The organism is Methyloversatilis sp., from assembly GCF_030696805.1.
GTDB lineage: Bacteria > Pseudomonadota > Gammaproteobacteria > Burkholderiales > Rhodocyclaceae > Methyloversatilis.
The window spans coordinates 15976-42506 of sequence record NZ_JAUYRO010000014.1 but is presented as its reverse complement, the minus strand read 5'-3'; the positions used below and the strand labels follow the sequence as shown (position 1 = coordinate 42506).

Sequence of the window (26531 nt, the reverse complement as noted above, 5' to 3'; positions counted from 1 at the left end):
GGATCGCGCGACATCTTCCATGCACCGTCCGGGCCAGACGACGCAGGAGAGCACTGCCTCAGGATCCAAAGCAACAGCCGCGGAAGCGGCGCCCTGTGGGCGCCCGCTGGCTCAGAACGTCGCGCAGCGCTCGCACGGCACCTGGAATACGGCACGGTCGTCGAGCCGCAGCGCGGTGAGCGCGCCGCCCCACAGACAGCCGGAATCGAGTGCGATCACGTGGTCGGCGGTGCGATAGCCGAGCGCCGACCAGTGACCGCACACTACCGTGTGGCTGCGCCAGCGTGCGGCAGCGTTGTCGAACCACGGCAGATAGCCGTCCGGCGGCTCTTCGGGCGCGCCCTTGCTGCGGAATTCCATGCGGCCATCCGACGTGCAGAAGCGCATGCGGGTGAGCGCATTGACGACGATGCGCAGGCGGTCCCAGCCGTGCAGTTCATCCTGCCACCGTGCCGGTTCGCTGCCCCACATGCGCTGCATGAACTCGACCGACTGCGGCCCGCGCAGCGCCGCCTCCACCTCGTGTGCCAGCGCGAGCGCCTGCGCGATGTCCCACTGCGGCAGCAGGCCCGCGTGCACCATGGCGTAATCGCCCTCGACGTGCATCATCGGGCGGTGGCGCAGCCAGTCGATCAGTTCGTCGCCATCGGGTGCGTCGAGTACGTGGTGAAAGGTGTCGAGACGGTGTCGCTTGCCCTGGCCGGCCGCGATCATCAGCAGCGACAGGTCGTGGTTGCCGAGCACGGTGACGGCCGCGTCGCCCAGATCGCGCACGAAGCGCAGCGTTTCGAGCGATTTCGGGCCGCGATTGACCAGATCGCCGACGAACCACAGGCGATCGTGGCTGCGATCGAAGCCGCAATGGTCGAGCAGCGCTTCAAGCGGATCGAAACAGCCCTGCAGATCGCCGATTGCGTAGGTGCTCACGCGTGGCCCGTTCGGTGGTCCGCACTTCCGCTGGCAGTCGTCGCGCCCGCAGCAGGCAGCACCGCCGACGGCATTTCATGCTGCGGCTTGTATTCCGGCACCCACTGCGCCAGTTCGTTGCGCAGGGCCGCCGGCTCCACAGGCAGCGGCCCGGACAGCCAGCGTTCGAGCCGGCCCAGCCAAAGCGTGTCATCCATCGCGCGGGCACGCGCGATGCGCACCTTGGGGTGATGCGTCGGCCGTGTCGTTTCGTCGCTTGCCAGCAGTTCTTCATACAGCTTCTCACCGGCGCGCAGGCCGGTGAAATGAATCTTCACCTCGGATTCGGACGCGCCGGACAGCCGGATCATGTCGCGCGCCAGATCGGCGATGCGTACCGGTTCGCCCATGTCGAGCACGAAAATCTCGCCGCCCTCACCCATCAGCGCAGCCTGCAGCACGAGCTGCGCGGCTTCGGGAATCGACATGAAGTACCGGATGATGTCCGGGTGGGTGACCGTGACCGGTCCGCCGCGGGCGATCTGCTCCTGAAACTTCGGAATCACGCTGCCTGCGCTGCCCAGCACGTTGCCGAAGCGCACCGTGCTGAAGGCGGTCGTGCCGCCACGTGCGGCCAGTGCCTGACAGGCCATTTCGGCGAGCCGCTTGGTCGCGCCCATGACATTGACCGGGTTCACCGCCTTGTCGGTGGACACCAGCACGAAGCGCAGAACGCCGCAGACCTGTGCTGCGCGCGCAGCGGCCAGCGTACCGCCGACGTTGTTGCGTATGGCCTCGACTGCATTCACGCCTTCCATCAGCGGCACGTGCTTGTACGCGGCGGCATGGAACACCACCACCGGATGGAACTGCTGCATCGCCGCGGTCAGTCGCGCCTCTTCTCGCACGTCGCCGATCACCGGTTCGATGCGAACCTGCGGGAAGACTTCGGAGAACTCCTCGACCAGGTTGTAGAGAAGGAACTCGCCGCGCTCGAACGCCACGATGGCCGATGGTGCGAAGCGCGCGATCTGCCGGCACAGCTCCGAACCGATCGACCCTCCGGCGCCGGTGACCATGACCACCTGACCTTCGATCAGCTGACGCAGACGCGGCGCGTCGATCTTCACCGGATCGCGTCCGAGAAGGTCTTCGACTTCCACCTCGCGCACCGCAGCCACCGCCACCTTGCCGCTGATCAGGTCATCGAAGGACGGCACCGTCATCGGCTTGACGCCGGCGCGAACGCAGGCGTTTGCCGCCTTGCGCCGCGCCTCGTGCGACGCGTTCGGCATGGCGATGATGGCGTGCGACACCTTCAGATCGAGCGCGTGCCGGGCCAGCGAGTCCACGCCGCCCAGAACCTTGTGTCCATAGACCGTGCGGTCGTGCTTCTTCGGATTGTCGTCGAGCAGCCCGACCACTCGCCACTGACCCGAGCGGCCGATCTCGCGCAGCAGGCTCAGCGCCGACTCGCCGGAACCCAGAATGAGCACCGGTTTCCCCTGCGTCGCGGCAGCGCCGAATTCGCGATGATCGCGCCATGCGCGATAGGCGAAGCGCGCGCCACCCATGAGCAGGATCAGCAGGATGGGATCAAGCACGTAGATCGTGCGCGGCACGATGCCTTCGGGCCTGATCAACCACACCAGCAACGGAGCAAGCAGGGACGCCGCCGCAATCGTGATGACCAGGCGTTGCAGATCCGGCAGGCTGGCAAAGCGCCAGATGCTCCGATACAGGCCGAACAGCCGGAACACCACCGCTTGCGCACAGACCACCCAGGGCAGGATGGCCAGCATGGATGGTACGTATTCGGGTGGAATCGAAAGATTGAAGCGGAGCAGGAACGACAGATACCAGGCAACGCCAGCCAGCGCTGCATCGCCCAGAAACACAACGTTGGAACGCGACAGCATCTTCATGGCCGGGCCTTATCGTGGGACAACCGCTCGCGGGTGCCCGGGCGCCACATCAGTGATCGGAAATGTGCGGGTGCGGTAGTCATTGCACCCTCAGCGACGGACGAGCGCATCGCGAATGACGCGGCACACCCGATCGATCTGCGAATCTTCCAGACTGGAGCCCGATGGCAGGCAGACACCGGTCAGAAATGCCTGGTCGCTGAAGCTGCAGCCTTCTTCGTGGGGGTAATAGGCGCAGCCTGCGAAAAGAGGTTGCCGATGCATCGGGTTCCAGACGTGTCGCGCCTCGATGTTCTGTCTTGCCAGTGCTGCGATGAAATCGGCCGGCGTCACCTCGGTGGCTTGCGGATCGAGCACGCACACGCTCAGCCAGCGGGTCGAGCGGCCGAAGTCCGCCTCGGGCATCCATCCAAGCCCCTCGATGTCCGACAGCGCTTCACGATAGCGATCAAGCACGCGGCGGCGCGCGGCCACCCGTTCTTCGAGCACCTGCAGCTGTCCGCGTCCTACGCCGGCGAGAATGTTGCTCATGCGGTAGTTGTATGCAACACGCTTGTGAAGATACCAGGGAGCGGGCTCGCGTCCCTGGGTGGACAGAAACCGGGCACGTTCGACCAGTTCGCCATCGTCGGACACGAGCATGCCTCCGCCCGATGTCGTGATGATCTTGTTGCCGTTGAAGGAATAGATGCCGATCTTTCCGAGCGTGCCGCTCGCCTTTCCGCGATACGTCGCACCGAGCGACTCGGCAGCGTCCTCGACCACCGGAACACCGTAGCGCCCGCACGCCTCGAGAATCGGGTCCATGTCAGCGCTCTGGCCGTAAAGATTGACGACGATGACGGCTGCCGGAAGGCGTCCGCGTCGATCTGCGTCAGCCAGCGCCCGCTGCAGGGCGGGCACCGACATGTTCCATGTGCCAGGTTCCGAATCAATGAAGATCGGCGTGGCACGCTGATACAGGATCGGATTGGCCGTGGCGACGAAAGTCAGGGTCGAGCAGAGCACCTCGTCGTCCGGGCCCACGCCCAGCAGGTCTAGCGCCAGATGGATCGCTGCAGTACCGGAGGACAGTGCAGCCGCGTGGCCGATGCCGACGTGAGCCGCGAGCTCGGTTTCGAACGCATCAACGTTCGGCCCTAGCGGGGCGATCCAGTTCGTTCGGAACGCATCGTCCACAAAGCCCCGCTCGCCGCTGCCGAGATGCGGCGTGGACAGCAGGATGGGACTGCATAGATCGCGCCGGAGCAACAGGCCCGAAGGACGTCCCGCCGCATCGATCTGTGGAATGTGGTCCACCCGGTGGCGGTTCATCAATTCAAGTGCAGCCTCCGGGCTGGCGTCGTCGCTGATGGTTTTTGGCTCGCAGGCGGGCAGATCCGACAGCCGGTCGTCAAGATTCGCTCCGCTGAGCAGCAGCCGACGCAAGTCCCCGTCGGTCACCGTCCGCTTGAGGCGGCCGTCGCCATCGACGAGCAGCAGCAGGCCGCGTGCGGTTCGCTCCAGCTGGGCCAGGGCCGTACGTATGTCGGCCTGCTCGTCTATCAGAAGTTTCTTTACGCTATCCATGTCTGTTTCGCGCCGGAATGCCGACTTTCAATTGTCCCTCAGCAACGTCTTTCGTGACTACTGCACCGGCTGCGATGATAGCGTCATCCCCGATATGCAGGCCAGGCAGGATGATGGCACCGCTGCCTACCAGTACGCGCCGCCCTGTGGTGACGCCACCACCCAGCACCGATCCCGGCGCAATGTGGCTCCACGCCCCTACCTCGCAGTCGTGATCCACAACTGCGCCGTGATTCACGATCACACCGTCACCTACGCGCGCGCGAGGCGCGATGACGGCCCGTGCGGCGACGAACACGCCCTCGCCCAGCGTCGCATGCGGCGATACCGTAGCCACGGGATGCACGACCGACAACAATCGACCGCCCCGCTCGCACATCAGGCTGGCGAGACGACAACGGACTTCATTGGAACCGATGGCGACATGCACCGCCCCTTCGAACACTCCGGGCGGCAATGCCGGACTGACGACCGTCCGGCCCAGAAGAGGCAGCGATGTCGGAAAGTCGTCGCGCACACACACGTCGATTTCGGGGCTGGCCAGAAGCAGCGCATCGAGAACCACGCAGCCGTGGCCGCCCGCGCCTATCAGCAGGCAGGTATCAGTAGGCATTCTGTTTTTTCATCAAGTCGGCGTCGAGCGGCAGCGTGGCAAGCCATTCGACGATACGCCGACTCGTCTGCCCGTCGCCATAGACGTTTTCGCAGACCTGCCGGCCGCGCTTCAGCGCGGCGTCGAGTGCGTCGTCGAGCGCCGGACGGCTTGCTTCGCTGTCGATCACGTTGCTGCTGCGTTCGCGACCGTGCTGACGGGTGCCAACATTGACGACCGGCAACCCGAAACTCGCCGCCTCGATGATGCCGCTGCTCGAATTGCCGACGAGCACATCAGCGGACGCCAGACACGTCAGATACTCGTCGCGCGGCAGATGCGCGAGCACAGCGCAGTCCGGCGCCAACACACGCGCCTCGATCTCTGCCCGCACTGCGGCACCACCTGCATCACTGTTCGGCAGAAGGCAGATCGTCTGGCACCCCCGGTCATGCAATGCATCGAGCAGCATGCGTGCCTGGTGTCGCGCGGTATCGGCTTCCTGCAGCACAGGGTGAAACACCATCAGCGCCAGCGGACGTACCGGATCGAATCCGAAGCGAAGGCTCAGCGCCGAGCGGTCGGCTGCGACCGCTTCGGTCAGTCCGTCCAGGCCTGGCGCGCCCGAAACGAACACGTGCTCGGGTCGCTCACCCATGCGTATCAGCCGCTGCCGCGCCCCTTCGGTACTGGTGAAATGGTAGTGCGAAATCTTCGAGATCGCGTGACGGACGGGCTCGTCCACGGTGCCCGACAATTCGCCTCCGTGGATGTGTGCCGTCGGGATATTCAGGTGAAGGGCGGCCAGCGCGGCCGCCAGCATTTCCCCGCGATCACCCAGCACCAGCACGAGATCCGGGCGATAGTCTTCGAACAGGCGGGTCATTCCATCCAGCTGGACAGCCAGCGCCCGGGCCATCGTCGCGCCCGAAGAGCCGTCGAGAACCACCGGCACCCGACCGATGATCTTCAGGCCGAAGCCTTCGATTTCGTTCACTGTTTCACCATAGGCCGGCAGCAGGTGCATGCCGGTGACGCACAGTCCGAGGTCTAGCCGGGAATCACGGTCGATCGCGCTCAGCGTACGCTGCATCAGCCCGAAATCTGCGCGAGTACCCGTGACATAGACAATGCGTCTCACGGCGCAATATCCTCCCGGCGCAGCGTATCGCCCGCATGCATCGAGCGGATGACCGTGCATCCAACGACGCTGTCCAGTTCCGCCGGCGGGATGCCGTTGCCAGGCCGCATCAGGGTCAGGTCTTCCGCACGGAGCTGCTGACCCGCCTGGACGTCTCCCGCGAGCGTCACACTGCGTCGAGCCGCCACCCTGACCTCGAGTTCGGGCCCGGTCGGCGCCTTGAAGCCATCTCCCAGTATCAGTTCGGTATCGCGGATGGCGCTGATCATCCGGGCCAGCTCGGCAGGCTCGAGCGACGCAGCGTGGTCGGGGCCCGGCATCGAGCGGTCGAGGGTAAAGTGTTTTTCGAACACCCTGGCACCGAGTGTGCGCGCCAGCGGCGCGACGAAGATGCCGGCAGTGTGATCGGAGTAGCCGACCGGCAAGCCGAAACGGTCCTGCAGCGTGCGCATCGCCAGCAGGTTCACGTCGGTCAGCGGCGTCGGATAGTTCGACGTGCAATGCAGCAGCGTCAGGACTTCGATCAAAGGGGCATCCTGGCCTGCGGCCTGCCGGGCGTCACGCACCCAGTCGACCGCCTGCGCAACCTCATCAAGGGTGGCCATGCCGGTCGACACGATGAGCGGCAAACCCTTGGACGCAAGAAAACGGACGAAAGGCGCATTCGTCAGTTCGCCGGAGGGCAGCTTGAGCCGGCGTATGCCCAGTGACAACAGGAAATCGGTCGACGCCTCGTCAAACCCGGTCGACAGGAATTCGATGCCCTGCTCCGCACAGTGACGGGCAATGCGCGCATGCGCGTCCTCGTCCAGCTCGAGCGCCTTGAGCATGGAATACTGGTCGCCTTCGCCGGTCTGCGTTTCCTGGTATGCGGCCTTCTTCGCGGCGCGCGTCACCAGACGCTCCGCCTTGAAGGTCTGGAACTTGACGATGTCGGCGCCAGCCGCCACGGCGGCATCCACCAGTCTCAGCGCGTTGTCTTCCGAACCGTTGTGATTGACGCCGGCCTCGGCGATGATCAGGCAGCGCTGCAGGGCCGTCGATACCCCGCTGCTCACCATATCGACAACCCCCCGTCGACCAGCAGGTTCTGGCCGGTCATGTAGGCAGATGCCGGTGAGGCGAGAAACAGCGCAGCGTCGGCGATCTCCTGTGCCTCGGCCATCCGCCCCATCGGCACGCGAGCCCGATACCTGTCATGGAAAACACCGTTCTGCCCGCTCGATACGCCACCCGGCGAGATGGCATTCACGCGGATGCCGTCGGCCGCCCACAGAGCGGCCAGATAGCGCGTCAGCGAAATGACGGCGCCTTTGGAGGCCGCATAGACCGGCGGCGTGTTGATCTGCTGACCAAGATAGAACGAGCCTTCGTAAATGCGCATGTCGGGCGCCATGGCACCGTAGATGGACGCCGTCTGCACAATGGCGCCACCGCCCTGTTCGCGCATGTGTGCAGCGCATTCCCGCGCCATGACGAACAGGCCATCGACATTGACCGCCATGACTTCATGCCAGGTGTCCAGCGAGTACTCGTCGACCGGGTCGAAGAAGCGCGCGAGATCGCCGGTCTTGCTTGCCGCGTTATTGAACAACACGTCGATGCGCGAACTCCAGGCGACGATGTTGCCGACCGTGCGCGTGATGGCACCGGCATCCGCCAGATCGCAGGCAAAGGCGCGAACGCAGGTCGTATCGCCCTGTTCCCTGCCGATCTCCTCAGCCAGCCTTTCAAGGCCGGCTGCGTCGATGTCCACCAGCGCGACCTTCGCTCCGAATCCGGCGAGACGCCGCGCGATCACGTTGCCGATGATGCCAGCCGCGCCGGTCACGACGGCGACCTTGTCCTCGAGGCGCAAGTAGGATGTTCGAGTGTCCATTCAGCGGATCCGGTTGGTTCGTTCAAGCAATGTGTGGGTCTGCATCGATCCGGCGCCCGTCTGCAAGTGACTGATGAATGGCATCCACCCAGCGCACGGTCGACAGCGCGGTCGCTGCGTCGCACGACCGCGGATCGTCGCCCGACATCGCAGCCAGATGCTGCTGCCGCATCATCGCGTCCCGCTCGACCACGACCTGATACTCATGGCCATTGATCGCCAGCGTGCCTTTGACAAGATCGGCCTTCAGGGTGCCGAACGGGCCATTGACCAGAATCCATCGCGACACTGTTCGATCGAGGTAATTCATGTGCACGGTCACCAGCTCGCAGCGCTCGCAGCGGGCGAGCACCGTCACGGCATCTTCACTGTCTATGTCCAGCGTACTCAGCTTGCCGCCTGCGGCGATGGTGCTGCGCCATCGCCCCGCGAGCAACTGGGCGTAATCGAGTTCGTGGCTGAGGTCGCGAACCACACCGCCGTCCTCGCGTCTTGCCGAGTAACTTTGCCGGTAATCACGGTCGGGACGCCAATCAGGAAGATACTGACCGACATAGGCCGTGAAGGTCCACAGCGCCTGTCCATCGACTTGTTCCATCAAGCGGGTGATCAGCGGGTGGAATCGCAGGGTGTAGCCGACGAAAACCGGCCCTGACGGCAGCACGGGCAATTCGCCCGATCCGGCGAGCATCGGTTTTTCAACCAGCGTGGTCCCGGAAAAGCCGTGCCCGGCCAGCGCAGCGAGTGCCGGGCCATGCAGGCGGGTATCGTTGGCGATCACGACATAGCCCGGTGCAAACTCATCGAGCGCGCTCCGGAGATCACGAAAAGCGGGCAGGGACGTGTCCGTTGCGGACGTGACCACTGCAACCTCGCATCCGATCTCGCCCAGCACCCGGGCATGACGCCGGCCAATCGATCCGAAGCCGATTACCAGACACTTCATGACTCAGCGGCCCTGCGTTCCAGCAGCAGACTGACGATCTCGAAATCAAGTTCGCTGTCGATGTCGATGGAGCGCTCCTCGGCCATGACATAAAGCTGGGTATCTGGATGAAACAGCCCGTCACGGCTGAACAGGGCGTCACGTGTCCATGCGTATATCGATGCGTTCATGTCGAAGCAGGCGGGCGCATCCTGTCGACGCAGGATGGGCACTTCCGGCCGCTTGGCGAGATCTATCCGTCCATCGGGCAAGCGTTCGAGCAGATTGAAATAGGGCGAACGTCGCGCCGGTGCAGCCGTCACGACGTTTCCGGCGCCGCTCATGCGGAGCAGCTCTGCACAGGCGCGGATGTCCGACGGCAGGCGAAGCGGCGATGTGCAGTCGAGATCGATGACCACGTCCGCACGGAAACCCAGGCTGGTTTCAGCCTCCGACACGCAATGCCGGATCACCGGCAGCTTGCCTGCGACATCGGTGGCAAGTTCTGCCGGTCGGTGGATCAGCACCGTTGCGCCGGCCCTGGCCGCCAGATCGAGATAGGTTTCGCTGTCGCTGCTGAAGGCAATGGCATCGAACAGCCCGCTTTCGATGGCCTGTTCGACCGTGTGTGCAAGCAGCGGCTTGCCGGCGACTACGCGCGCGTTCTTGTTGGGCACGCCTTTGGAACCGCCGCGGGCGCAGATCGTGCAAAGCATTCGTTCAGCCATCGTGTTCGTAAGGGAATCGGTCCTGTGAGTCAGTCCGTTGCAGCCCGCATGAAGCGGTGTTCATTTTCCGCTTGCCGCCGAGCCTGAAGCGGCACCGACAGCCCGGTTTCATCCGCCGTGGAGGGCGATGGCTTGCAGCGCAGTGGGCAGCAGGTTCCGGGCGCGGTTCAGAAGGGTGTCAGCTCCGTCAGCCGACCTGAAAGCCAGCTTACCACGTGCAGCTTTTCGCCCTGGAACCGCAGCCCGACCGGGTCCAGCAGTTCGCCCGGACCTCGACCGAAACGCAACGCGCGCCCGACGAAACGGAAATCCCGGTCGAACTTGAAGACGCTGCCCTGCTGCTTGTCGATCATGTAAAGGTGGCCGTCGGCCAGCGTGACGTCATTGCACACCTGAACCGGGTCTGTCGCGTGGCGCGTGATCGCGCCCGACGCGAGGTCGCAGCTCGTCAGATGTCCGAAATCAGCATTGTCCAGACAAAATATGACCCCATCGATCAACCGTGCAAAATGCACCTGGGCGCAGGGTGTGCGCCACAGGACGGCGCGCGGACGGTCGCGCCAGATAGCGCCGGAGTGGTCGAGGAAACACACTGCGCCGTCGTGCTCGAAAACAAGCGGAACCGGCCGATCGTGCGTGATTTCGGTCCACGTCAGGCCATCGATCAGATGCGCGCCCGGCGTGTAGATCGACCCGACCGACAAGCGTCCGTCGGGCAGCGGGTCGAGCTGGGTCGGCAAGCCGCGTCGCCAGCCGACCGCACCGGATGCGTCTTCTCGATGAACGTTGAGTTCGTCGGAAGTCAGCCACCAGCGCGCACCCTGATGCACAACGCAGTCCCAGGGTTTGCTCCCCGGCAGCGTGGTTTCGATCAAATCCGACGGCGTGAAGGCTGCCGGACGCCCGCGATCGAGCAGGCTCTGGATGCAGTAATTCAGACGCTGTGCCCGCATCCTCAGCGGACGTGCGCCCCCTGCGACCAGTTGCGAACACATGAGGCGCGACAGTCGCGTTGCAAGCTCGCGCCAGTGCGGGTACCGGGAGAGGTCGTCTGTATCGTTCAACAGCCGGGCAGTGAGCAGGTCGAGCAAAGCGGGATCGTCAGGCAGATCGGCGGCAAGCAGCGCGTCGGCCAGGTCGGCGCCCGGGCAATTGTCGGGCATGCCGGATATCCGCACCGGGTCGCCCGGCAGCAGGTCGTACCAGGTGAGCGGATCCGTCTGGCTGCCGACGAAGTCGCTGTAGATCATTTCCATGGCTGTGAAACTCGCCGATATCAGCCGCGCAGCAAGGGCGTCCGGCTGCCACGCCAGTCCCCGTCGGCCACGGCGACGACGCGCATATGACTCGACAGCAGGCTCTGCTGAAGAAAAGTCTGAAAAGACTCGCTCGCTCGCTCGTCGCTCAGGATGAGATTCAGACACGGGTCGTCGCCGAACACCTCCGGACGCTCCGCCCGGTATCCCTGCAGCCGCGCAACGTCGAGTTTGCCCGGCGTGCACAGCTCGACGACGCGGAATCCATTGCGTTCGAGCAGCGTGGAGATCGATGCCGGATTGTAGAGACGCACGTGATCAAACAGGATGTTCGACGAATCGGTACCCAGCCTGCGTGTCTCGACACTGCGTTCATTGGGCGTCGACAGGATGAACGGGGCACCCGGCTTCAACACCTGGCGCACCACGCGCAGGAACTGATCGGGTTCGATGAGGTGCTCGATCAGCTCCCAGGCGAACACCGCATCGAAACTGCGGCCGGCGGTCTCGAGCGCCTCGAAACCTTCGGTCATGATCTCGATTCCGGGCTGCTCCAGGTTCAAAGCCTGGGGTTCCAGCAGCACGATGCGTTCCACGGCACCCGTCGCCGAAAGTTCTTCGGCGAATTCGCCGTTGCCCGCTCCGAATTCCAGCGTTGTGTGCGGTCTGACACCGGTACGCGCCCAGACATCGAGCGCGTAGGCGACCCGCTCCTGATACATCGGGCGGCGTGTTCGTTTCATGTCCGCCGGCAAGTGTTCGCGCCAGAACTCCATGGCACGGCTGCTGCGGACGAAATCGAGGTGCAGGCTCTCGGTCGGGCCGGGCGAGACGAACAGCGTTTCGCACCGGCCACACCGACGGTAGGACAGCGACTGATGCACGAAGGCGTGCGGCACATCGTTTCCATGACAAGCCGGGCACGCCGTGTCGACAAAGGCGTGCTCATGCGCGCGCAGATCGTCAATGTCGAGTTGCATCAGACGGTCGAATTCTTCGGCTACACCTGCTGCGTGAATATCACGGACTGCAATCTTTTCGTTCATCGTGTCGTCAATCAGTAAATCGGCCGTCTGGTGAAAAATACAGTTCCATCTCCGAAAGACCGGCGGAAGCGCCGGGCGCATTTCCGGCCGGCACGAAGCGGATACGGTAAAACGGAAATGCTGGCGCATCCGGAATCAAGTAAGTCGAAGGCCTCGAAACATCGTGGCTGACCCGCTCGCCGCTTCGACTGTCGATCTGCGTCCAGTCACGACCGTCTGCGGACCCTTCCATCGTCCAGGTGTAGCGCTCCGCCGCCTGCATGCTGCGGTTAATCAACGCGTTCATCCGGTATGCCCGCAGCGGTTGCTGCGCCATTTCAGGGACATGAAAGCGGATTTCCGCATTGTGCGCGGCATTCCACGACACCGCGGATCCCTGGTTGAAGTCGGCAACATGTTCGGCCCGCCCGCCGATGGTCGGCCCGAGGCGGATAGTGGCGAAAGGGGCATGGTTGGGCAATACAGGCACCTGAATCGACGCGTCATCAACGTTCCGGTGAAGGCCGCCCGCCGGAACTTTGGTCCTTGCCCCGGCAAACAGGAAACTCGCCGTCGGCTGCGCGGAGGGCATCAGCCACCAGTGCGCCGGCATCGAAATGGCGAGGGCCTGGTTGCGATGCGGATGGCGCGGCTTTCCAAGCTGGCTGGCCAGCGCCGGGTAGGCCGGAAGGCGACCTGGGTTCCAGACAATCCACGCCTGCCTCGCCTCGAGGGCCTGCGCGCCGTCCGCAAGGACCGAAACCTGAGCGGCATCGCCGCCGCGCAGTCGCAACAGCGACGCCAGCACGGGGCGCATCGCAGGTTCGTTCACATAGACGTGCTGGCGATCGCGAACGATTTCGGCGCCGTATCGAACGACCAGTTCCAGAGCCGGGAAGATGTAGGTCGGACTCGTCAGGATGGTCCATCCGGCTGCACCCAGCGCAATCAGCACATAGCCGGGGACCCAGGCCGCTACGTGCTGCAGCGCCGGGCCGGTTGCCTCAGTGCTCGACCGGCCGGCCGCGGCCAGCGCGAGCGCGGCAACGGCAAACGCGATGCCGATGACTTCGTTGCGCTCCTGCGGCAGGAACAGCGATATGACGGCAAACATCGTCAGCATTGCAAGCAACGCCGCGGCGCTGCCGGCGCGAACCGGCGACGACTTGCTGCCCAGGAGCGCCTGCAGGGTTCCGACTGCGCCCGACGCGAACACGACCAGCGCGGCAAGCAGTGCCGGAATGCCCGCCATCAATGCCATGTCCAGGTAAAGAGTGTGCGTGGAGTACGTGCTGGTCAGGCCGCCGAATGAATCGCCTTCGAGAGGCAGATCGAGCGTGCCGACACCATGACCGATCAGCCAGGCGTCCGGCAGGATCGCAAGGCCGCTTTCAGCCAGCGCCGAACGCGGAGCGTTCGCCCTTGCCACATCGGCCACCCCCACCCTGCGCGGAGGCGTACCCCCGGTCGCGGCCGTCGGATCGGAGGACGGTCCGAAATCTGTCCAGCCATCCTGCGCTGCAGTCGTCGACACCTGCGCAGGCGCACCCGTCAGCGAGGGCTTCAGATAGAGCAGATGTGGTGCGACGAGTGCGACAGCGAGTAACGACATCGCAGCAGTCCGCCACTGGCGTCGCCACAGCGAGGCCATCAGCAGAACGGCGAGGGCGCTCATGAGCGCCAGACTGACGGCTCGCGTGTTGTTGAGGATGGTCAGTCCGATCAGTGCCGCAGCGCCCAGCAACGCTCCGAAGCGTCGTCGCTCGCCCGTCAGGCCCAGAAGGGCGATGGCTGTCAGGCCGACGATGCAGGCGGCGGGCGCATGATAGTAATCGGTGCCGCGCACCCGATGAAAGCCTTCCGACACGCCCGGAACCGATGCGATGACATAGGAAAAATCGGCGCCCACCCACTGCAGGGCAATGGCCGCGCCGACAATCAACCCGCCGATGCCCAGCGCCTTCAGGGTGTGCTGCACCTGCGACTCGTCGCGAACGAGCAGCAAGGTCAGTCCAGCCCAATAGACCCACGTAGCCCACCCCGACAGACCGGTAGCCATCTGTGAAAGCTCGGCTCCGGACGCCGCACCAGCGCCCCTCGCGGCAACCGTCAGCACGCCCCACCACCAGAAAGTCCCGAGTCCGGCCACAAAGGCAAGATACGGCCATCCGCCTCGGCGGTCACGGCGCAAGAGGATACACAGCAGGCCCGTAACGCAAAGCGCGTCATACAGCAGCAGGCTGAAGTCGGGCAACAGTCCGAGCGGCTGTCCGAATACATCGGTCAGGGCGTGTATCACATGGTCGAACGGCGCAGCGGCCAGCCAGGCCAGCCACGCGGCGCCACTGATCAGCGCACAAACGGCCAGAACGGCTGCAATCATCCGGCGCATGCCCGGGCGATCGGCCAGAACGCTGATCAGTGCGATGCCCGCAAGCAGACGAACGCCACCCTGCCAGACTGGCAGCATCGGCAGCGCTATCGCGCCGCACAGCAGAAACAACAAGGCCGGGAACAGCCAACCGGGAACGCTTCGCACTTTCGCAGCTGTCATGAATGCTGCAAGTCGCCGACCACGATCCTCGCGACGCCGTAGCCGCCGCATCGCCCGGCGCCCCCGACACCCACGCAATCGACGTCGGATAACGGCAGCGTCTGCTCGTCCAGCACATAGGTCCAGTGGCGACCCGGCTCAACCACATCGAAGTTGTCGTGGTGGTACTGACCGGATAGGGCTTTCAATGCCAGAAAGGGCTGCGGACCGAACAGACTGCCTTGCGCGAGCCGCACATGCACGCGATTGCCTTCGAGTTCGATCGAAAACTCAGGCGGCGCATCGGGCGTTTCATTCGCCAGCGCGGTGGTGTGCAGACGGGCGGCCTCTTCTGCGCCGGAAAAGCGCAACCGGACCGCCGGATAGTCCCTGCCGACCTTCTCCAGCAACATCCTGACATGTCTGACATCTGGCCTGATGTCGCGGTAGTCATGATCGGCGAATGCAAGAATCGCACTTCCCTGCGTCAGTGCATCGCGGAACGCATCATGCACGTCGGCTTCGGTCAGCTGACGCAGACGGGTTCCCACGTTCAGGCACCGGAAAATCCACCGGCGACACTGGCCCGGCAGCTGGTAGTCGTCGTGGTGCGGGTGATAGCCGATCCAGTCGAGAGGTGCGCGCCGCCAGTCGCCGAAGCGCCCCAGATGCGTGTCCTTTTGTTCGCTTTCCGAAAGTACACACGATTGATTTGCGTAGTCGAACGGAATCCATTGTTCAAGAAACGCGTGCGAATCGGGCCTTTCGGAGTGAAAGCCCGGGCGGTTGGTGGTCGGAAACCAACCGTCTTCGATGATACGTCGTGCCAGCACTGACAGCAGGACATCCATGCTGTTCGAGTAGGAAGTCGCGGCGGCGAGCGGTTCCCGGGTGAGCGAAAGCGGATGGAAGTGCCAGTTGATTTCGTCGTCGAGGCTTCCGGTTTCTGCGAGCACGCTGCGATAGAAGTGAAAAACCTTCCCGTAGCCAAGATCCTTTCGGCGTGGATTCGCCGTGTAACCCAGGTGATCGAGGCAATGCCAGCTGAAGACCCAGCCGCGCCCTGTTTCGTCCGTCATTTCGCGCCTGAACGCGGGGCTGAGCGCCTCGCCCAGCATGTTCCGGATTTCAGCCCAGTTCCGGTTGTAGGCCAGCAGGTTGGGGGTGATGACCGCAGCGATCTCATGTTCCAGGCCATCGAGGGGAATGTCCCGGCGCTGCAGCGCCGTCAGCGTCGCGGCTGAAACGGGCAGCCGGACGCCGAAGAGACCCTCGATGCGCTTGAAAGTCGCATCGATGTCTTCATCAAGTGGCCCTTCTGTGTCGATGCAGTGCACGACGTGCAGGACCGGTATCTTCAATTGATCAATTGGCATGTGTGCGGGCGCGCCTGCTATCTTCGAGACTGTAGTTGCGCGTATGGACGGTCTTCTCTATTAGATCGCAGATCCGGTGCGACGCGCCACCGGGGCTCGGCAACCGTGATCTGAACTGCTGCAGCCGTGCTGATTCGGAGGTGTCATGCAACAGATCGGACAAACCTCCGGCAGCCTGCTCAAGCGTGTCAACGACAAGGGCGCCATCATCGGCCCCATAGGTTACGGCATTGCTGAACTCGGATATGCGGATGACGAGTAAAGGCTTGCTGCAGAGAAGAAGCTCCCACCCAACTGTAGACGTAAGAGTAACGCCCGAATCGCATGCATGCATGACATGCGAAAGCGGTTCGTGCGCATGGCTCTGCAGGCAGTCGGACGGAATCTTCTCCGCACGATGATCGGTACTGCTGGGATGCAGGCGTACGACCAGCCGCCACCCCTTGTTGCGGCAAAGATCCGCCAGATGCAGACGAACCCTGCGCGGAAGTTCCGGATCACCCGGTTCCGGCTGTTCAGCCCAGAACACGAGTTTTTCGTTGTCGGCAACCCCGCGTTCATGGCGCCATCTGCGACCCGCAGCGGGCAGATCCGGATCGGCAAGCTGATCGAACATCGGACTGCCCGTGAGGTGAATGTCACGGGCCTGGCGACCGGCGGCCACGAGGCGTCTCCGGACGTCTTCACGAGACACGGCCAGGACATGACCGTTGTCGGGCCGGCTGAGCCATGGTTCTTCGAGCAGCCCGAACAATTCGACCATGCACAGACTGGGTATGTCGAGTTGAAAAGCTGCGCGCAAGGCCGCCTTTTCCATGCGTGGCGATGTGGTGGCGACCACGACGTCAGGTTCGAAATGCGAAATGACCCGGCGCATGAAACGGACCGGCGCGAAGGCATTCAGACCCGATTTCTCGTAGCGTCGCCAGGCTTCCGCCTCACCGAGATCCGCTGCCAGCTCGCAGAACGAGACGCCCAGATAGGCAATGGACTCCTCGCGGGAAAGCCCCTTGCCCTCGGTATGGTGTCGTTGCGCCAGTCGCTCCCCCCATTTTCGAATGTCCGAGTCGGCCGTGTCGACGAAGTCGATCGGGCGAAAGAAGGGCAACTCGCAGCGCCGCGCCGTCTCCGCTGCAGTCGTGAGTGCAAGAAGGTGGCAGGTGTGCCCGCGCCTCACCAGTACCTGATACAGCGGGATGATCGCCGACACGTGAGCGCCCCCGTAACAGGTGAGAAACACTCTCATTGTCCAGACCTCTCGGACGCGTACATATATGTGCTGATCATGGCAGGCCTCGCGCTGGCACTGCCCTGAAACGCCCGGCGAGACGTTCGCCGAATCTCCGATAGTTCCGTTCGAAAACGTACCAGAATACGATCGCAACAACATTGCAGGCAAAGAAATACATGAATAGGTCGAGTATGTCGCTGCCGGACTTCAGGCCAAAGGCGTGAAGCATGAAAATAACGCTGTAGTGAATCAGGTACAGCGAATAGGAATAATCGGCAATGAAACGAGCGTGCGATTGCGCTCGCCGTCGATCGTTGTGCCCTTCAGAAGAAACAACACAACGCACAGCGCCATGATCAGTCCGTACAGGTTGAAGTCGTAGAACAACAAGCGATCGAAGGGCTGTCGTGTTTCCAGAAATCCGGTCCACAGCAGGCGGGCAGCGATCAGCAACAACAGAAGGTATGGCGCGGCGCGAAGGAGGGCGCGCCCGGCTCCCGCGCCGATCATGATGGCGGCGACCCCACCGTCGATTTTCTTCCGCTCCTTCCAGTATACCCATGCCAGTCCGCACATGGCGAACCAGACCAGGCTCAATCCGGCGCCGGTACCGGCGGTGGCATTGAACAGCGGCACACTCGCGAATACGACGAAAAGCAGTTGCCAGCGGCATGATGACACGATCTGTCTTGCGCGGAAAACGAGCAGACCGAAGCAGAGGTAGAGCCACCACTCGACGGCCACCGTCCACAGCGGTCGGGCGCTCGAAAAGGTCGATAGCTTAAGATTTGATGCACCGAGAATCTCGTCGAAAAACAACCCGGCCGGGTGTTGCTGCAGCATCAGCAGGGACGCGACAAAGTCCTTGATCGTGTAATGCTCGATGTAGGTACGGGTATCGGTCCACGCGAACACCGCACTGTCGATGAGCAGTATCAGTATGAGCGCCGGCAGGTAGGGCACGAAAATCCTGCAGAAACGATCAACCAGATAGCGCCGGAGGTCGTAATCATCAAGGCTGCACCTGTTCAAGGTCGTATAGCCGATGAGAAAGCCCGACAGCACGAAGAAAACGACGACGCCCAGGTCACCGATGCCGAGCGTGCGTTCGGGGCGCAGCACCAGGGAATAGATATGCCCGAACAGCACGATCTGCGCGGCCGCAGCGCGGAGGCTGTCGAGCAGCGAAGCCTGGGCCGGGGTCATGATCCGTGTCCCCGCGAGGTCAATTCACACCGTCCAGACCGGCGAGTTCGCGCACCAGTCGGCCTACGCGGTCGGTCGCGCGCTCCTGCAAGGGGTAGGCAAGCCGAGCGAGATCCGGCGCTGTCATCCGGCGCAGCGCAGCGCCCGCTTCGGCAAGCACCGGAACATCAACGGCGAGCCCGTATGCCGCGTAAGGCGGATAGTCCCCGGCGCCGACGGTGACGACGGGCTTGCCGAGCAGCGCAGCCTGGAGCCCGACCGTGGACGTTTCCAGAATGACCTGATCGCACGCGTGCAGGCAGGTTTCTATCGTGACGCCGGGTGGGCAGACCGAACCGCGTCGAAGCGGGGTTCCCGGCGGCACCACCGGCTTGCTGGGATGCTGGCGGATCAGATACCGGGTGTCCGGCCACTTGTCGCAGTACGCCTCGAGGAAGGCGATCATCGAAGCCGTGTCGATGAACGGCTTTCCGATCAGCGACACGGGTGCGGACGGGCAGGCCCACAGCAGCAGCTTCTGATGATCGCCCATGCCCAGCAGTTGGCGCAGCGAGGCGGCCGCCGCCGCATGCGTGCCGTCGAAAAGGCTGTCGAACGCCGGGCTGCCGGTGACGTGGATACGTTCGGCAGGAAAACCCCTGCGTGCCATGTCTTCACCCACTGCCGCGGCCATCACCGTCAGGTGGTTCGCATAGCCCGGCGCGCAGATGTAGGACGACTCATGCTGAAGAAACAGGTCGGACACGGCCAGCGATTCGATGCCCTCGAGCCGGGCGGCACGCACCAGCGCCAGTTCTGAACGCGGACTTGTAGTGGCAACCACCAGATCGGGCGTGGATCGCCGGAGGAGGCGACGCATTGCATGCACCGGCATGAAGGCCTTGCGGCCGTCGCGGGCAAATAGTTCGCGGGCCTTGTCCGCGCCATGGTCGATGTGCAGATCGCGCAATCCGAGTGCGTAGTAAGCAGCCGAATCCTGCTCCGAAACATCCGGATGAAGCGGTTTTTCAACACAGGTCTGCGCCTGGGAAAGCCAGGGCGCATCGTCGGCGTCGAGCAGCGAACAGTAGCCGTCGGCCGCGATGCCCGCACTCCGGAATGTCGCCAGGGCAGTGGTGAAGCCGAGCACCGTGACGGAAATGTCCGGTTGATCCGACAGTTGGCGAACGACGGGAAGCAGGCTCTGTACGTGCCCTCCGCCGTAGCAGGCGATCAGTACCTTGACCGTGTGCCGCCGCACGGGTCAGCGATCCTCGTTGTCGTGACGCAGTACGACCGTGTTTCCCATCATGTCGTTGGCTGCGACACTGATCGTATCGACGTCGGACCACGGCAGCGTGTCGCCGTGAAAGGCGTAGTACCAGACACGGCCCGACGTGTCGAAGTCGAAATTGTCGTGGATGTACCGGCGGGACCGGGTCTTGATCGCGAGAAAGGGTTGAGGCCCGAAGACCGTACCCTGTTCCGTTCGGACTTCGATGTATGGCACGTCCCGACCGGGTTGCTCCGGCTGAAACCGAAGCGACATGGACAGGGGCGCTTCAGCGGCCCGATCCGGCGGCAGTTGCGCGCGAAATGCGTCGCGGCAGCTGCTGTACAGGAAGGGCACCTCCGGATACCTCGATTTCGCTTCTTGTAGAAAGCGGAAGGCGTTTTCCACCTCAGGCACGAGATCACGCCAGTCGTGACTGCATAATCCGATCAGCACGTCCTCGCCGTTGCGCGCGCGCGCGAACCCCTGATCCATTTCGTCCTGCGTCATCCGGGCGATCCGGCTGTTCAGGTTCAGTGCGCGTCCGATCAGTCTGCGGCAGCGCCCGGGCACCTGATAGTCGTCGTGATCGGGGTGATAGACCGTCCAGTCATGCGGTGCCTTGCGCCAGTTGCCGGAGCGTCCGTTCCTGAAGTCGATCGAAGCGTCGATGTCGGACGTGTCCGCCGTCGCCATGTTGGAAATGTCATACGGGATGAACTGTTCCAGAAACCAGTGGCTGTCGGGTCGTTCCGCCTGAAAACCCGCACGGTAGGAGGACGGGAAAAAACCGCGGTCGATGATGCGGCGGCAAAGAATCTGGTAAAGATCGTCGGTACGCAGGTAATGCGTCGCGCAGCGGTGAGCATCGCGGTAGGTCGACATGGGATGGAAATGGAACTCGACCGAATCCCGCGCCCAGGCCTGCCGGCTCACGAGTGCGGTGTAATGGTCGTGCACATTGTGATGGCCGATGTCGCGCTTGCGCGGATTTTCGAGATAGCCGACGTGGTCCATGCAGAACCACGTGTAGGCCCAGCCGCGCCCCTGACTGTCCGGATATCGGTGCCGGAATTCGCGCGAACAGGCAACTTCCAGCATCTGGTCGATTTCAGTCCAGGTACCCAGCGTGTTGGCCCGGTGGCTGCGCAGCATGCTTCGCACGGCGTCGGTGCGATCGCCGAGATCGATCTCGCCCTCCTGCAGTCTGCGAAGGTTGCCGGGCGTCGGTTCGATGCCCACGATGCCGAAAAGGTCTTCGAGTCGCTCGAACTTGGCATGCAGCGACTCGTAAAGCGGACCTTCGGTGTCGATCGCGTGGACGATATGTACGGTTCCGGTCATCGCGTTCCCCTGTTCCCGTTCATCCTGCGAAGCGTTCCGGGAAAACAAGGCGCATCTCGTACTCGTAGGGGTCCGTGCGATAGCCCTGCGAGCCTCGTCCCGTGGTCAGCCAGGTGCGGAATCGTTCGTCCAGAAAAGGCTCGGTGACGAAATCGAACATCCGGTCCCACTCTCCCTTGTCGGGGATGAAACCTGAAGTCTGATAGCCGAGACGGGAGAAATGGGGTTGCGAGACGAGTTCGATGAAAATGGTTTCCGCACGGCTCAGGTGTTCGGGCCAGCGCGGGCGCGCGTCCGGCAATGTCTTGTAGGTCGTGCCGAACGACGTGTTCGACGCCCAGTCTTCGCCATCGGCCTGCAGCTTGCCGGCATCGATCATCGACGGCGAGTACGTCAGGCCGAGAAAATCGCACATCAGACGTGCGTGGTGCTCGGGCGCCCGCGCTACATCTTCGGCGCGCACAGCCAGCACGCGGTCCGGAAACTGTTGCGTCAGCTGCTCGAGGTACTCCGCCGAACCCCGGAAATTGAACGCAGCATCAAGGAAGGTATTGCCCGGCTCGAAGGTCATCAACTTGTAGGACACCGCGACATCGCGCGGATCGCGGAAGATGTGAATGGCCTTGCCGCGCGGGAACATCTGCAGAAAGATCGGGATGTCTTCCCATTGGGCGGCCAGTTTTTCGGCCCATCGAACGCGCTTCCCCGCTCCCTGGCCGAGCATGTCCTGCATGATGAGGTCGTACATCAGAGCGTAGCTCGGCGACGCTGAAAGATCAGCCTGGCGCAGGATGCCTTGTTCATCAAGGGACAGCTTCCAGCGCTTGCGAATGCGCGCGTGCGTGTCGGCGATCAATGCCGCACGGTTTTCCCGGACGCCCATATCGCCATATCGGTTCAGGCAGAAGCGAAGGAACTTGACCGTCGACGAGGACGCCCGGATCTCCGGGTGCGCACCGAGCATGGCGGTGAGGAAGGTGGTCCCGGATCGGTAAACGCCCGAGATCATGATGGGCTCAGTGTCATCCACCGTGCCGGCGTGGGTCGCACTGCTCATCATCCGTGCTCACCGGCGAGGAAAGTTTTCGAATGTTCGCTGGCAAACGGCGGAAAGTCACCGACCACCGGTCCCCGCGTGAGGACGATCATGTATTCGTAGAAATGATCCGGAGGCGGCGTCACGTAAGCCGCCTTGGCGAAGTCACCGCGGCGCGGAAAGCACAGCAAGGCGTCGACCTTGTGTCCCTCAGCTTGCAGCAGTTCGACCATGCGGCGCGTATCCGTGAAGAAATTCGGGTGCTGCTTGCGCCGCGCACCGATTTCCGCGTCCAGCGCAGCCTGATCATCGCGGTGATAAAGATCATTCTTGCCGGTGAAGAACAGGCGAGCACCGGGCTTGGTCACGCGAAGGAACTCGCGCAGGGCCTGATCCTGGAAAGTTGCGTCGAAGGTCGCGATGCAGGCCAGATTGTCGAACGTACAGTCATCGAAAGGCAGGCTTTCGGCGGGCGACTCCTGGATGCTCTCGATGTCGGGATGTCCCGCCCACCGCTCACTGGCGGCCCCGACCATCGCTGCGGAAATATCGACGGCACTGAGCGTCAGGCCGTGTGCCAGGTACAAAGGAAACATGCGGCCCCATGCGCAGCCGACCTCGAGCACGCGCCCGCTGTTGAAACCATAGGTCGAGAACAACGCCCGATAGACGTCGTCATCCTCGGTATTGGCATCCCCCTTGATGACCTGACTGCTACCGACTCCGGCTTCATCAACGCGCGACTTCCAGTACTTGTAGTACGCCTCGTTCCAGTAGCCCTTGCGCGGATCATCGGTGACCATCGTGCGTGTCCATTCAGTGTGAATTGCAGAGGTGCTTGTAGCTGCCCGCCGGACGGCCGATCACCCTTTTTCCCAGATCGGCTGGCGCAGGCGCCATTGTTCGCCGTCCTTCACCCACAGGTGCGGCGTGCGAGCGTCCTCGATCACTGCATGGAACTGATCGGCGGTGATGTCCATGTACTCGAGACAGTCGGCCAGGTACTGATGCGGATATTCACCGTCGTAGCGCTTGATCAGGGCGATGCCTTCGTCACGCGTGATGTCGCCATTGCGGATTTCCTGCGCCGAATCGTAGGTCGCACGGCCGATGCCGAATTTGACATGGGCGGTGTAGTAGTGAAGCCAGTCGATCTCATCGTCCAGCGAACTGTACTTGCTGTAGCTGCCTTCGGTCCGATGGACGTTCGGCACGAATCCGGAATGCTCGACAGCGAAGTAATACGTTTCCTGCGGGTGCCAGCGCAGGTAGAAACCCAGGTAGTGAACTTCGGTGCCGGTTTCGAGAAGACGGTTGGGATCGACCGGCAAGTAGGCCTCGAGATCGGCTTTGGTGAATTCGTAGCGATCCATCAGCTCGCGGGCGCTCACGCCGCCGAGGTACAGATCATCCAGACGGCCCTCGGCGCTGTAGTACTTCGGATCGCGCGTCGGCTTCTCGTTGTCCACGATCGGGTTTCCGTACTCCGCCTCGTTCTCGCCGAAGATGACCAGAGGAATGTCGAGCAGCGCCGACATCTTGGGCGCCAGATTCTTCTGCCCGAGGATGAAGGGCTGGAATGGATGACACAGATTGAGAAAAGCCTGTTGCGTGAGTATCCGGTGCACCTTGCGATTCTGGTGATACGTGTAATTGGCGAACCCGATGTCGAGCCACTTGTTGAAGTTGAGCTGTCCGATGCCGGTGTAGATGGCCGGGGGCCACGTCACGAGGATGGGGTTCATGCCATACTTGTATTTGAGCACGTGCGCCGCCATGACACTATCCTTGCCGCCGCTGCCAGGGACAACGACGTCGTAGCGGCCATCACTGCGGCGGAAACGGTCGCAAAGTTCGACCAGTTGCTGCTCGCGTGCATTCCAGTCGATCTGTTTCTTGAGTTCGGCGAACTTGCAGGCGTCGCAGACGCCGTGCTCGTCGAACACAAGCGACTGCTTGGGTTGTCCCCTGACGTTCCTGAACTCGACCGTTGAAGCCGGACGCTGATTGCTCATCGTGCATTTCCGGCAGAACTTCACTTCGAGAGGAAGTCCGTACTTTCCCTGTGTGGCAGTCATGATCTTGTCAGAGCTCAACGAAGTTCTTCAGCAGTCGAATACCGGCGTCCCGGCTTTTTTCGGGATGGAACTGAACGCCGAACAGGTGGTTCTTCGCAACGGCAGAGACGAACTGGTGCTCGCCGTGGATGGTCAGGCCGGACACATCGGTGTAATTCACGAACTCGTACGAGTGCATGAAGTAAAACTCGGCGTCGCTGGCCAGGCCGCGAAAAAGCGGCGAATCGCCGATCGTGCGCACCTGCTTGAAACCGATATGCGGTATGGCTGCCTTGCAGATCACCGGCCTCACTTCGCCATCTATCAGGCCGAAACCGGGCGTTTCGCCGAACTCGTAGCCGACTCTGGCCAGCATCTGCATGCCAAGACAGATGCCCAGCACAGGCGTCGATTCCGCCGCACTGATCAGCGGATCGAACATGCCGCGCTCGCGAACCTGCCGCATGGCCTCTGCAAAGCTGCCGACACCAGGCAGCACGAGCTTGTCTGCACCTGAAAGATTGCAGGCGTTGTCGATGATCCGTACCTGCGCACCCGCCGCGACAAGCGCCTTGCGGATGCTCTCGATGTTTCCCGTCGAGCCGTAATCCACGACACCGATCGTTCTCGACATGTGACCTTTACTCTCCGTCTTTCAGTGCGTTCTTGATGTCCTGGATGCTGCAAAGACCATAGTGAAGCACGCTCGACACCGCAACGGCATCCGGACGGGCCTTGCGCGCCATGGCGACGATGTCACCCAGACTTCCGGCGCCGCTGGCCGCCACGACCGGAACCGAAACGCTGTTCTTCACCTGCGAAATCAGCTCGATGTCGAAACCCGCACGACGGCCGTCACAGTCGACCGACTGCACCAGAATCTCGCCCGCTCCGCGCTGTTCCGCCTCGCGTATCCACGGCATCACATCCTTGCCGCTGCGCTCGCGGCCGCAATCGGTGTAACACTCCCACCAGCCATCCCAGCGTTTTGCTTCGACATTGATGACGATGGCTTGCGAGCCGAAGGTTCGCGCCGCGCGGTCGATCAGGTCGGGCTCCTGCTGGACAGCGTGGGTGTTCAGGGTGACCTTGTCGGCGCCGCTGTGGAACATGCGCGAGATATCGTCCAGAGAACGTATCCCTCCTCCGACGGCAAACGGTACGAAGATATCGGCCGAGGCTCTGCGGATCTCATCGAACAGAATCTCCCTGCGATACAGCGACGCAACGATATCCACATAAAATATCTCGTCTGCACCCTGCTCGTAGTACTGCCGCGCGAGCTCCGCCGGCTCACCGATCTTGCGCAGTCCCTCGAAATGAACCGGCTTAACGACGTAGGGCGGTTTGACGTCAAGTTTTGCGATGACTCTCATGGGGTTCTTTCGTGTCGATCCGTCTTGAATTCCGGCGTGCGTCCGGTTGCCGCGGCTGGCACGCCGGTGTGGCCGCGCGCGGCATGGTCGAAGACGAATCGCTCCTTGCCCCAGCGCAGCACACGCATTTCGACAAGACGATGGAAGGCGATCGACAGCACGAACGAACACACCACAATCATCACGCAGAGCACCGCTGCGTTCGCACCCTGGGATAACGCCGGAAGGAAACCGCCGTTTCCACCGAGTGCGGCGAAACCGTGAAAGAGGACCGGGTGCAGAAGATAGATTCCGTAGCTGGCATCGCCCAGGCTGCCCGAGAACTTCTGCATGATATCTCCTACCGGGAGTCGGCTCCACGCGAGGACCACAAGTACCGTCAGCATCGCACGGCCGCCCCCCTCCAGTCCGGTCAGCATGCTTGCCTGCGGGCTCGTGTGATCGGCAAAAAGCAGTACCAGCAACGCGATGGCAGGTATCCACGCCCACGCACTCCAGCGACGCCCCGGCCTGGAGCGCAGAAACATGCCGATGGCGCAACCACCGGAAAAGTAGGCAATGAATGCGGCGAACTGCGTATAGGCGAACACGTGATCGCTGAACCGGACCATCCCGGACTGAAGCACGCTGTTGACGAAACCCTGCTGGATCAACAGCGTCAGCGCGAGCATCGCTGCAGCAAGCCAGGGTTTGCCTCGGGCCAGCGACGCGCAGACGAGGAATGCAGGAAACAGCAGATAGAAAAGAAACTCTATGCCGAGCGACCAGCCACCAATGACGAGCGAAGATGCGCCGGGATTGCCGACTCCGAACAGCATCGTGATGTTCGGCAGCAGTTGCAGCGCCTTGTGCAGCAGCGCGTCGTTGTCCCGGGCCACGACCCGATACGCCATGGCCAGCGCCAGTACCGCCATGTAAAGCGGCGCCAGCCGCAGATAGCGAATCGCCATGAATGACCGGAAATCCGCCAGCGTGCGCAGTTTGTCCGCGTAGGCCAGCGTGATGCTCGCGCCGGACAGCACGAAGAACACATAGACCGCATACAGACCGATCGCGTCCAGGGTTACCACGTGTTGCCAGGTGAGCAGGTGGTAGCACGCGACTGCGATGGCACAACAGCCTCGCAGCAGATCGAATGCGTGCATGCGCGGCGTCGCGACGGGGGTCACAGCGC

Annotated in this window: 23 protein-coding genes; all 23 read right to left on the bottom strand. The window is 62.8% G+C overall.

Annotated elements, in window-relative coordinates; translation table 11 throughout:
- Positions 1 to 111 precede the first annotated feature (111 nt).
- Positions 112 to 927, bottom strand: a complete 816-nt coding sequence (locus Q8R75_RS02090; RefSeq protein WP_305614876.1) for a symmetrical bis(5'-nucleosyl)-tetraphosphatase — start codon at positions 925 to 927, stop codon at positions 112 to 114.
- Positions 924 to 2831, bottom strand: a complete 1908-nt coding sequence (locus Q8R75_RS02085) for a nucleoside-diphosphate sugar epimerase/dehydratase (RefSeq protein ID WP_305614877.1) — start codon at positions 2829 to 2831, stop codon at positions 924 to 926. Before Q8R75_RS02085 ends, Q8R75_RS02090 begins: the two co-directional genes overlap by 4 nt.
- Positions 2832 to 2921: 90 nt before the next feature.
- Positions 2922 to 4400, bottom strand: coding sequence for an aminotransferase class I/II-fold pyridoxal phosphate-dependent enzyme (locus Q8R75_RS02080; RefSeq protein ID WP_305614878.1), 1479 nt, complete (start codon positions 4398 to 4400; stop codon positions 2922 to 2924).
- Positions 4393 to 5013, bottom strand: a complete 621-nt coding sequence (locus Q8R75_RS02075) for an acetyltransferase (RefSeq protein ID WP_305614879.1) — start codon at positions 5011 to 5013, stop codon at positions 4393 to 4395. Before Q8R75_RS02075 ends, Q8R75_RS02080 begins: the two co-directional genes overlap by 8 nt.
- Positions 5003 to 6133: a UDP-N-acetylglucosamine 2-epimerase gene (neuC, locus tag Q8R75_RS02070; RefSeq protein WP_305614880.1), complete on the bottom strand. Its 1131-nt coding sequence runs from the start codon at positions 6131 to 6133 to the stop codon at positions 5003 to 5005. Before neuC ends, Q8R75_RS02075 begins: the two co-directional genes overlap by 11 nt.
- On the bottom strand, positions 6130 to 7194 hold the full coding sequence (neuB, locus tag Q8R75_RS02065) for an N-acetylneuraminate synthase (protein WP_305614881.1): 1065 nt from the start codon (positions 7192 to 7194) through the stop codon (positions 6130 to 6132). The genes neuC and neuB overlap by 4 nt, the downstream gene beginning before the upstream one ends.
- Positions 7188 to 8012, bottom strand: coding sequence for an SDR family oxidoreductase (locus Q8R75_RS02060; protein ID WP_305614882.1), 825 nt, complete (start codon positions 8010 to 8012; stop codon positions 7188 to 7190). The genes neuB and Q8R75_RS02060 overlap by 7 nt, the downstream gene beginning before the upstream one ends.
- A gap of 22 nt (positions 8013 to 8034) precedes the next feature.
- Complete coding sequence (locus Q8R75_RS02055) at positions 8035 to 8907, bottom strand: hypothetical protein (RefSeq protein WP_305614883.1); 873 nt, start codon at positions 8905 to 8907, stop codon at positions 8035 to 8037.
- A 47-nt stretch (positions 8908 to 8954) separates the two neighbouring features.
- Positions 8955 to 9653: an acylneuraminate cytidylyltransferase family protein gene (locus Q8R75_RS02050; RefSeq protein WP_305614898.1), complete on the bottom strand. Its 699-nt coding sequence runs from the start codon at positions 9651 to 9653 to the stop codon at positions 8955 to 8957.
- Positions 9654 to 9832: 179 nt separating this feature from the next.
- Positions 9833 to 10921 (bottom strand): hypothetical protein, encoded by a 1089-nt coding sequence (locus Q8R75_RS02045; RefSeq protein WP_305614884.1) that lies wholly within the window; start codon positions 10919 to 10921, stop codon positions 9833 to 9835.
- 20 nt (positions 10922 to 10941) lie between these two features.
- Positions 10942 to 11967, bottom strand: a complete 1026-nt coding sequence (locus Q8R75_RS02040; RefSeq protein WP_305614885.1) for a class I SAM-dependent methyltransferase — start codon at positions 11965 to 11967, stop codon at positions 10942 to 10944.
- Positions 11968 to 11974: 7 nt separating this feature from the next.
- Positions 11975 to 14551: a hypothetical protein gene (locus Q8R75_RS02035; protein ID WP_305663491.1), complete on the bottom strand. Its 2577-nt coding sequence runs from the start codon at positions 14549 to 14551 to the stop codon at positions 11975 to 11977.
- Positions 14497 to 15855: a hypothetical protein gene (locus tag Q8R75_RS02030; RefSeq protein ID WP_305614888.1), complete on the bottom strand. Its 1359-nt coding sequence runs from the start codon at positions 15853 to 15855 to the stop codon at positions 14497 to 14499. The genes Q8R75_RS02035 and Q8R75_RS02030 overlap by 55 nt, the downstream gene beginning before the upstream one ends.
- Positions 15845 to 17065 carry a hypothetical protein gene (locus Q8R75_RS02025; RefSeq protein WP_305614889.1) on the bottom strand — a complete coding sequence of 407 codons (1221 nt, stop codon included), beginning with the start codon at positions 17063 to 17065 and terminating at the stop codon, positions 15845 to 15847. Before Q8R75_RS02025 ends, Q8R75_RS02030 begins: the two co-directional genes overlap by 11 nt.
- 270 nt (positions 17066 to 17335) lie before the next feature.
- Positions 17336 to 18292 carry an acyltransferase gene (locus Q8R75_RS02020; protein WP_305614890.1) on the bottom strand — a complete coding sequence of 319 codons (957 nt, stop codon included), beginning with the start codon at positions 18290 to 18292 and terminating at the stop codon, positions 17336 to 17338.
- A gap of 19 nt (positions 18293 to 18311) precedes the next feature.
- Positions 18312 to 19532: a hypothetical protein gene (locus Q8R75_RS02015; RefSeq protein WP_305614891.1), complete on the bottom strand. Its 1221-nt coding sequence runs from the start codon at positions 19530 to 19532 to the stop codon at positions 18312 to 18314.
- A 3-nt stretch (positions 19533 to 19535) separates the two neighbouring features.
- A complete protein-coding gene (locus Q8R75_RS02010) occupies positions 19536 to 20888 on the bottom strand; it encodes a hypothetical protein (RefSeq protein WP_305614892.1) in 1353 nt (450 codons plus the stop codon).
- Between the two features lie 19 nt (positions 20889 to 20907).
- A complete protein-coding gene (locus Q8R75_RS02005; RefSeq protein ID WP_305614893.1) occupies positions 20908 to 21948 on the bottom strand; it encodes a sulfotransferase in 1041 nt (346 codons plus the stop codon).
- Positions 21945 to 22727 (bottom strand): class I SAM-dependent methyltransferase, encoded by a 783-nt coding sequence (locus tag Q8R75_RS02000; protein ID WP_305614894.1) that lies wholly within the window; start codon positions 22725 to 22727, stop codon positions 21945 to 21947. Before Q8R75_RS02000 ends, Q8R75_RS02005 begins: the two co-directional genes overlap by 4 nt.
- Positions 22728 to 22787: 60 nt before the next feature.
- Positions 22788 to 24002, bottom strand: a complete 1215-nt coding sequence (locus Q8R75_RS01995; protein ID WP_305614895.1) for an N-acetyl sugar amidotransferase — start codon at positions 24000 to 24002, stop codon at positions 22788 to 22790.
- A 7-nt stretch (positions 24003 to 24009) separates the two neighbouring features.
- Positions 24010 to 24615: an imidazole glycerol phosphate synthase subunit HisH gene (gene hisH, locus Q8R75_RS01990; protein ID WP_305614896.1), complete on the bottom strand. Its 606-nt coding sequence runs from the start codon at positions 24613 to 24615 to the stop codon at positions 24010 to 24012.
- A gap of 7 nt (positions 24616 to 24622) precedes the next feature.
- Positions 24623 to 25357, bottom strand: coding sequence for an imidazole glycerol phosphate synthase cyclase subunit (locus tag Q8R75_RS01985; protein ID WP_305627136.1), 735 nt, complete (start codon positions 25355 to 25357; stop codon positions 24623 to 24625).
- Positions 25354 to 26526, bottom strand: a complete 1173-nt coding sequence (locus Q8R75_RS01980) for an acyltransferase (RefSeq protein WP_305627138.1) — start codon at positions 26524 to 26526, stop codon at positions 25354 to 25356. The genes Q8R75_RS01985 and Q8R75_RS01980 overlap by 4 nt, the downstream gene beginning before the upstream one ends.
- Positions 26527 to 26531 lie beyond the last annotated feature (5 nt).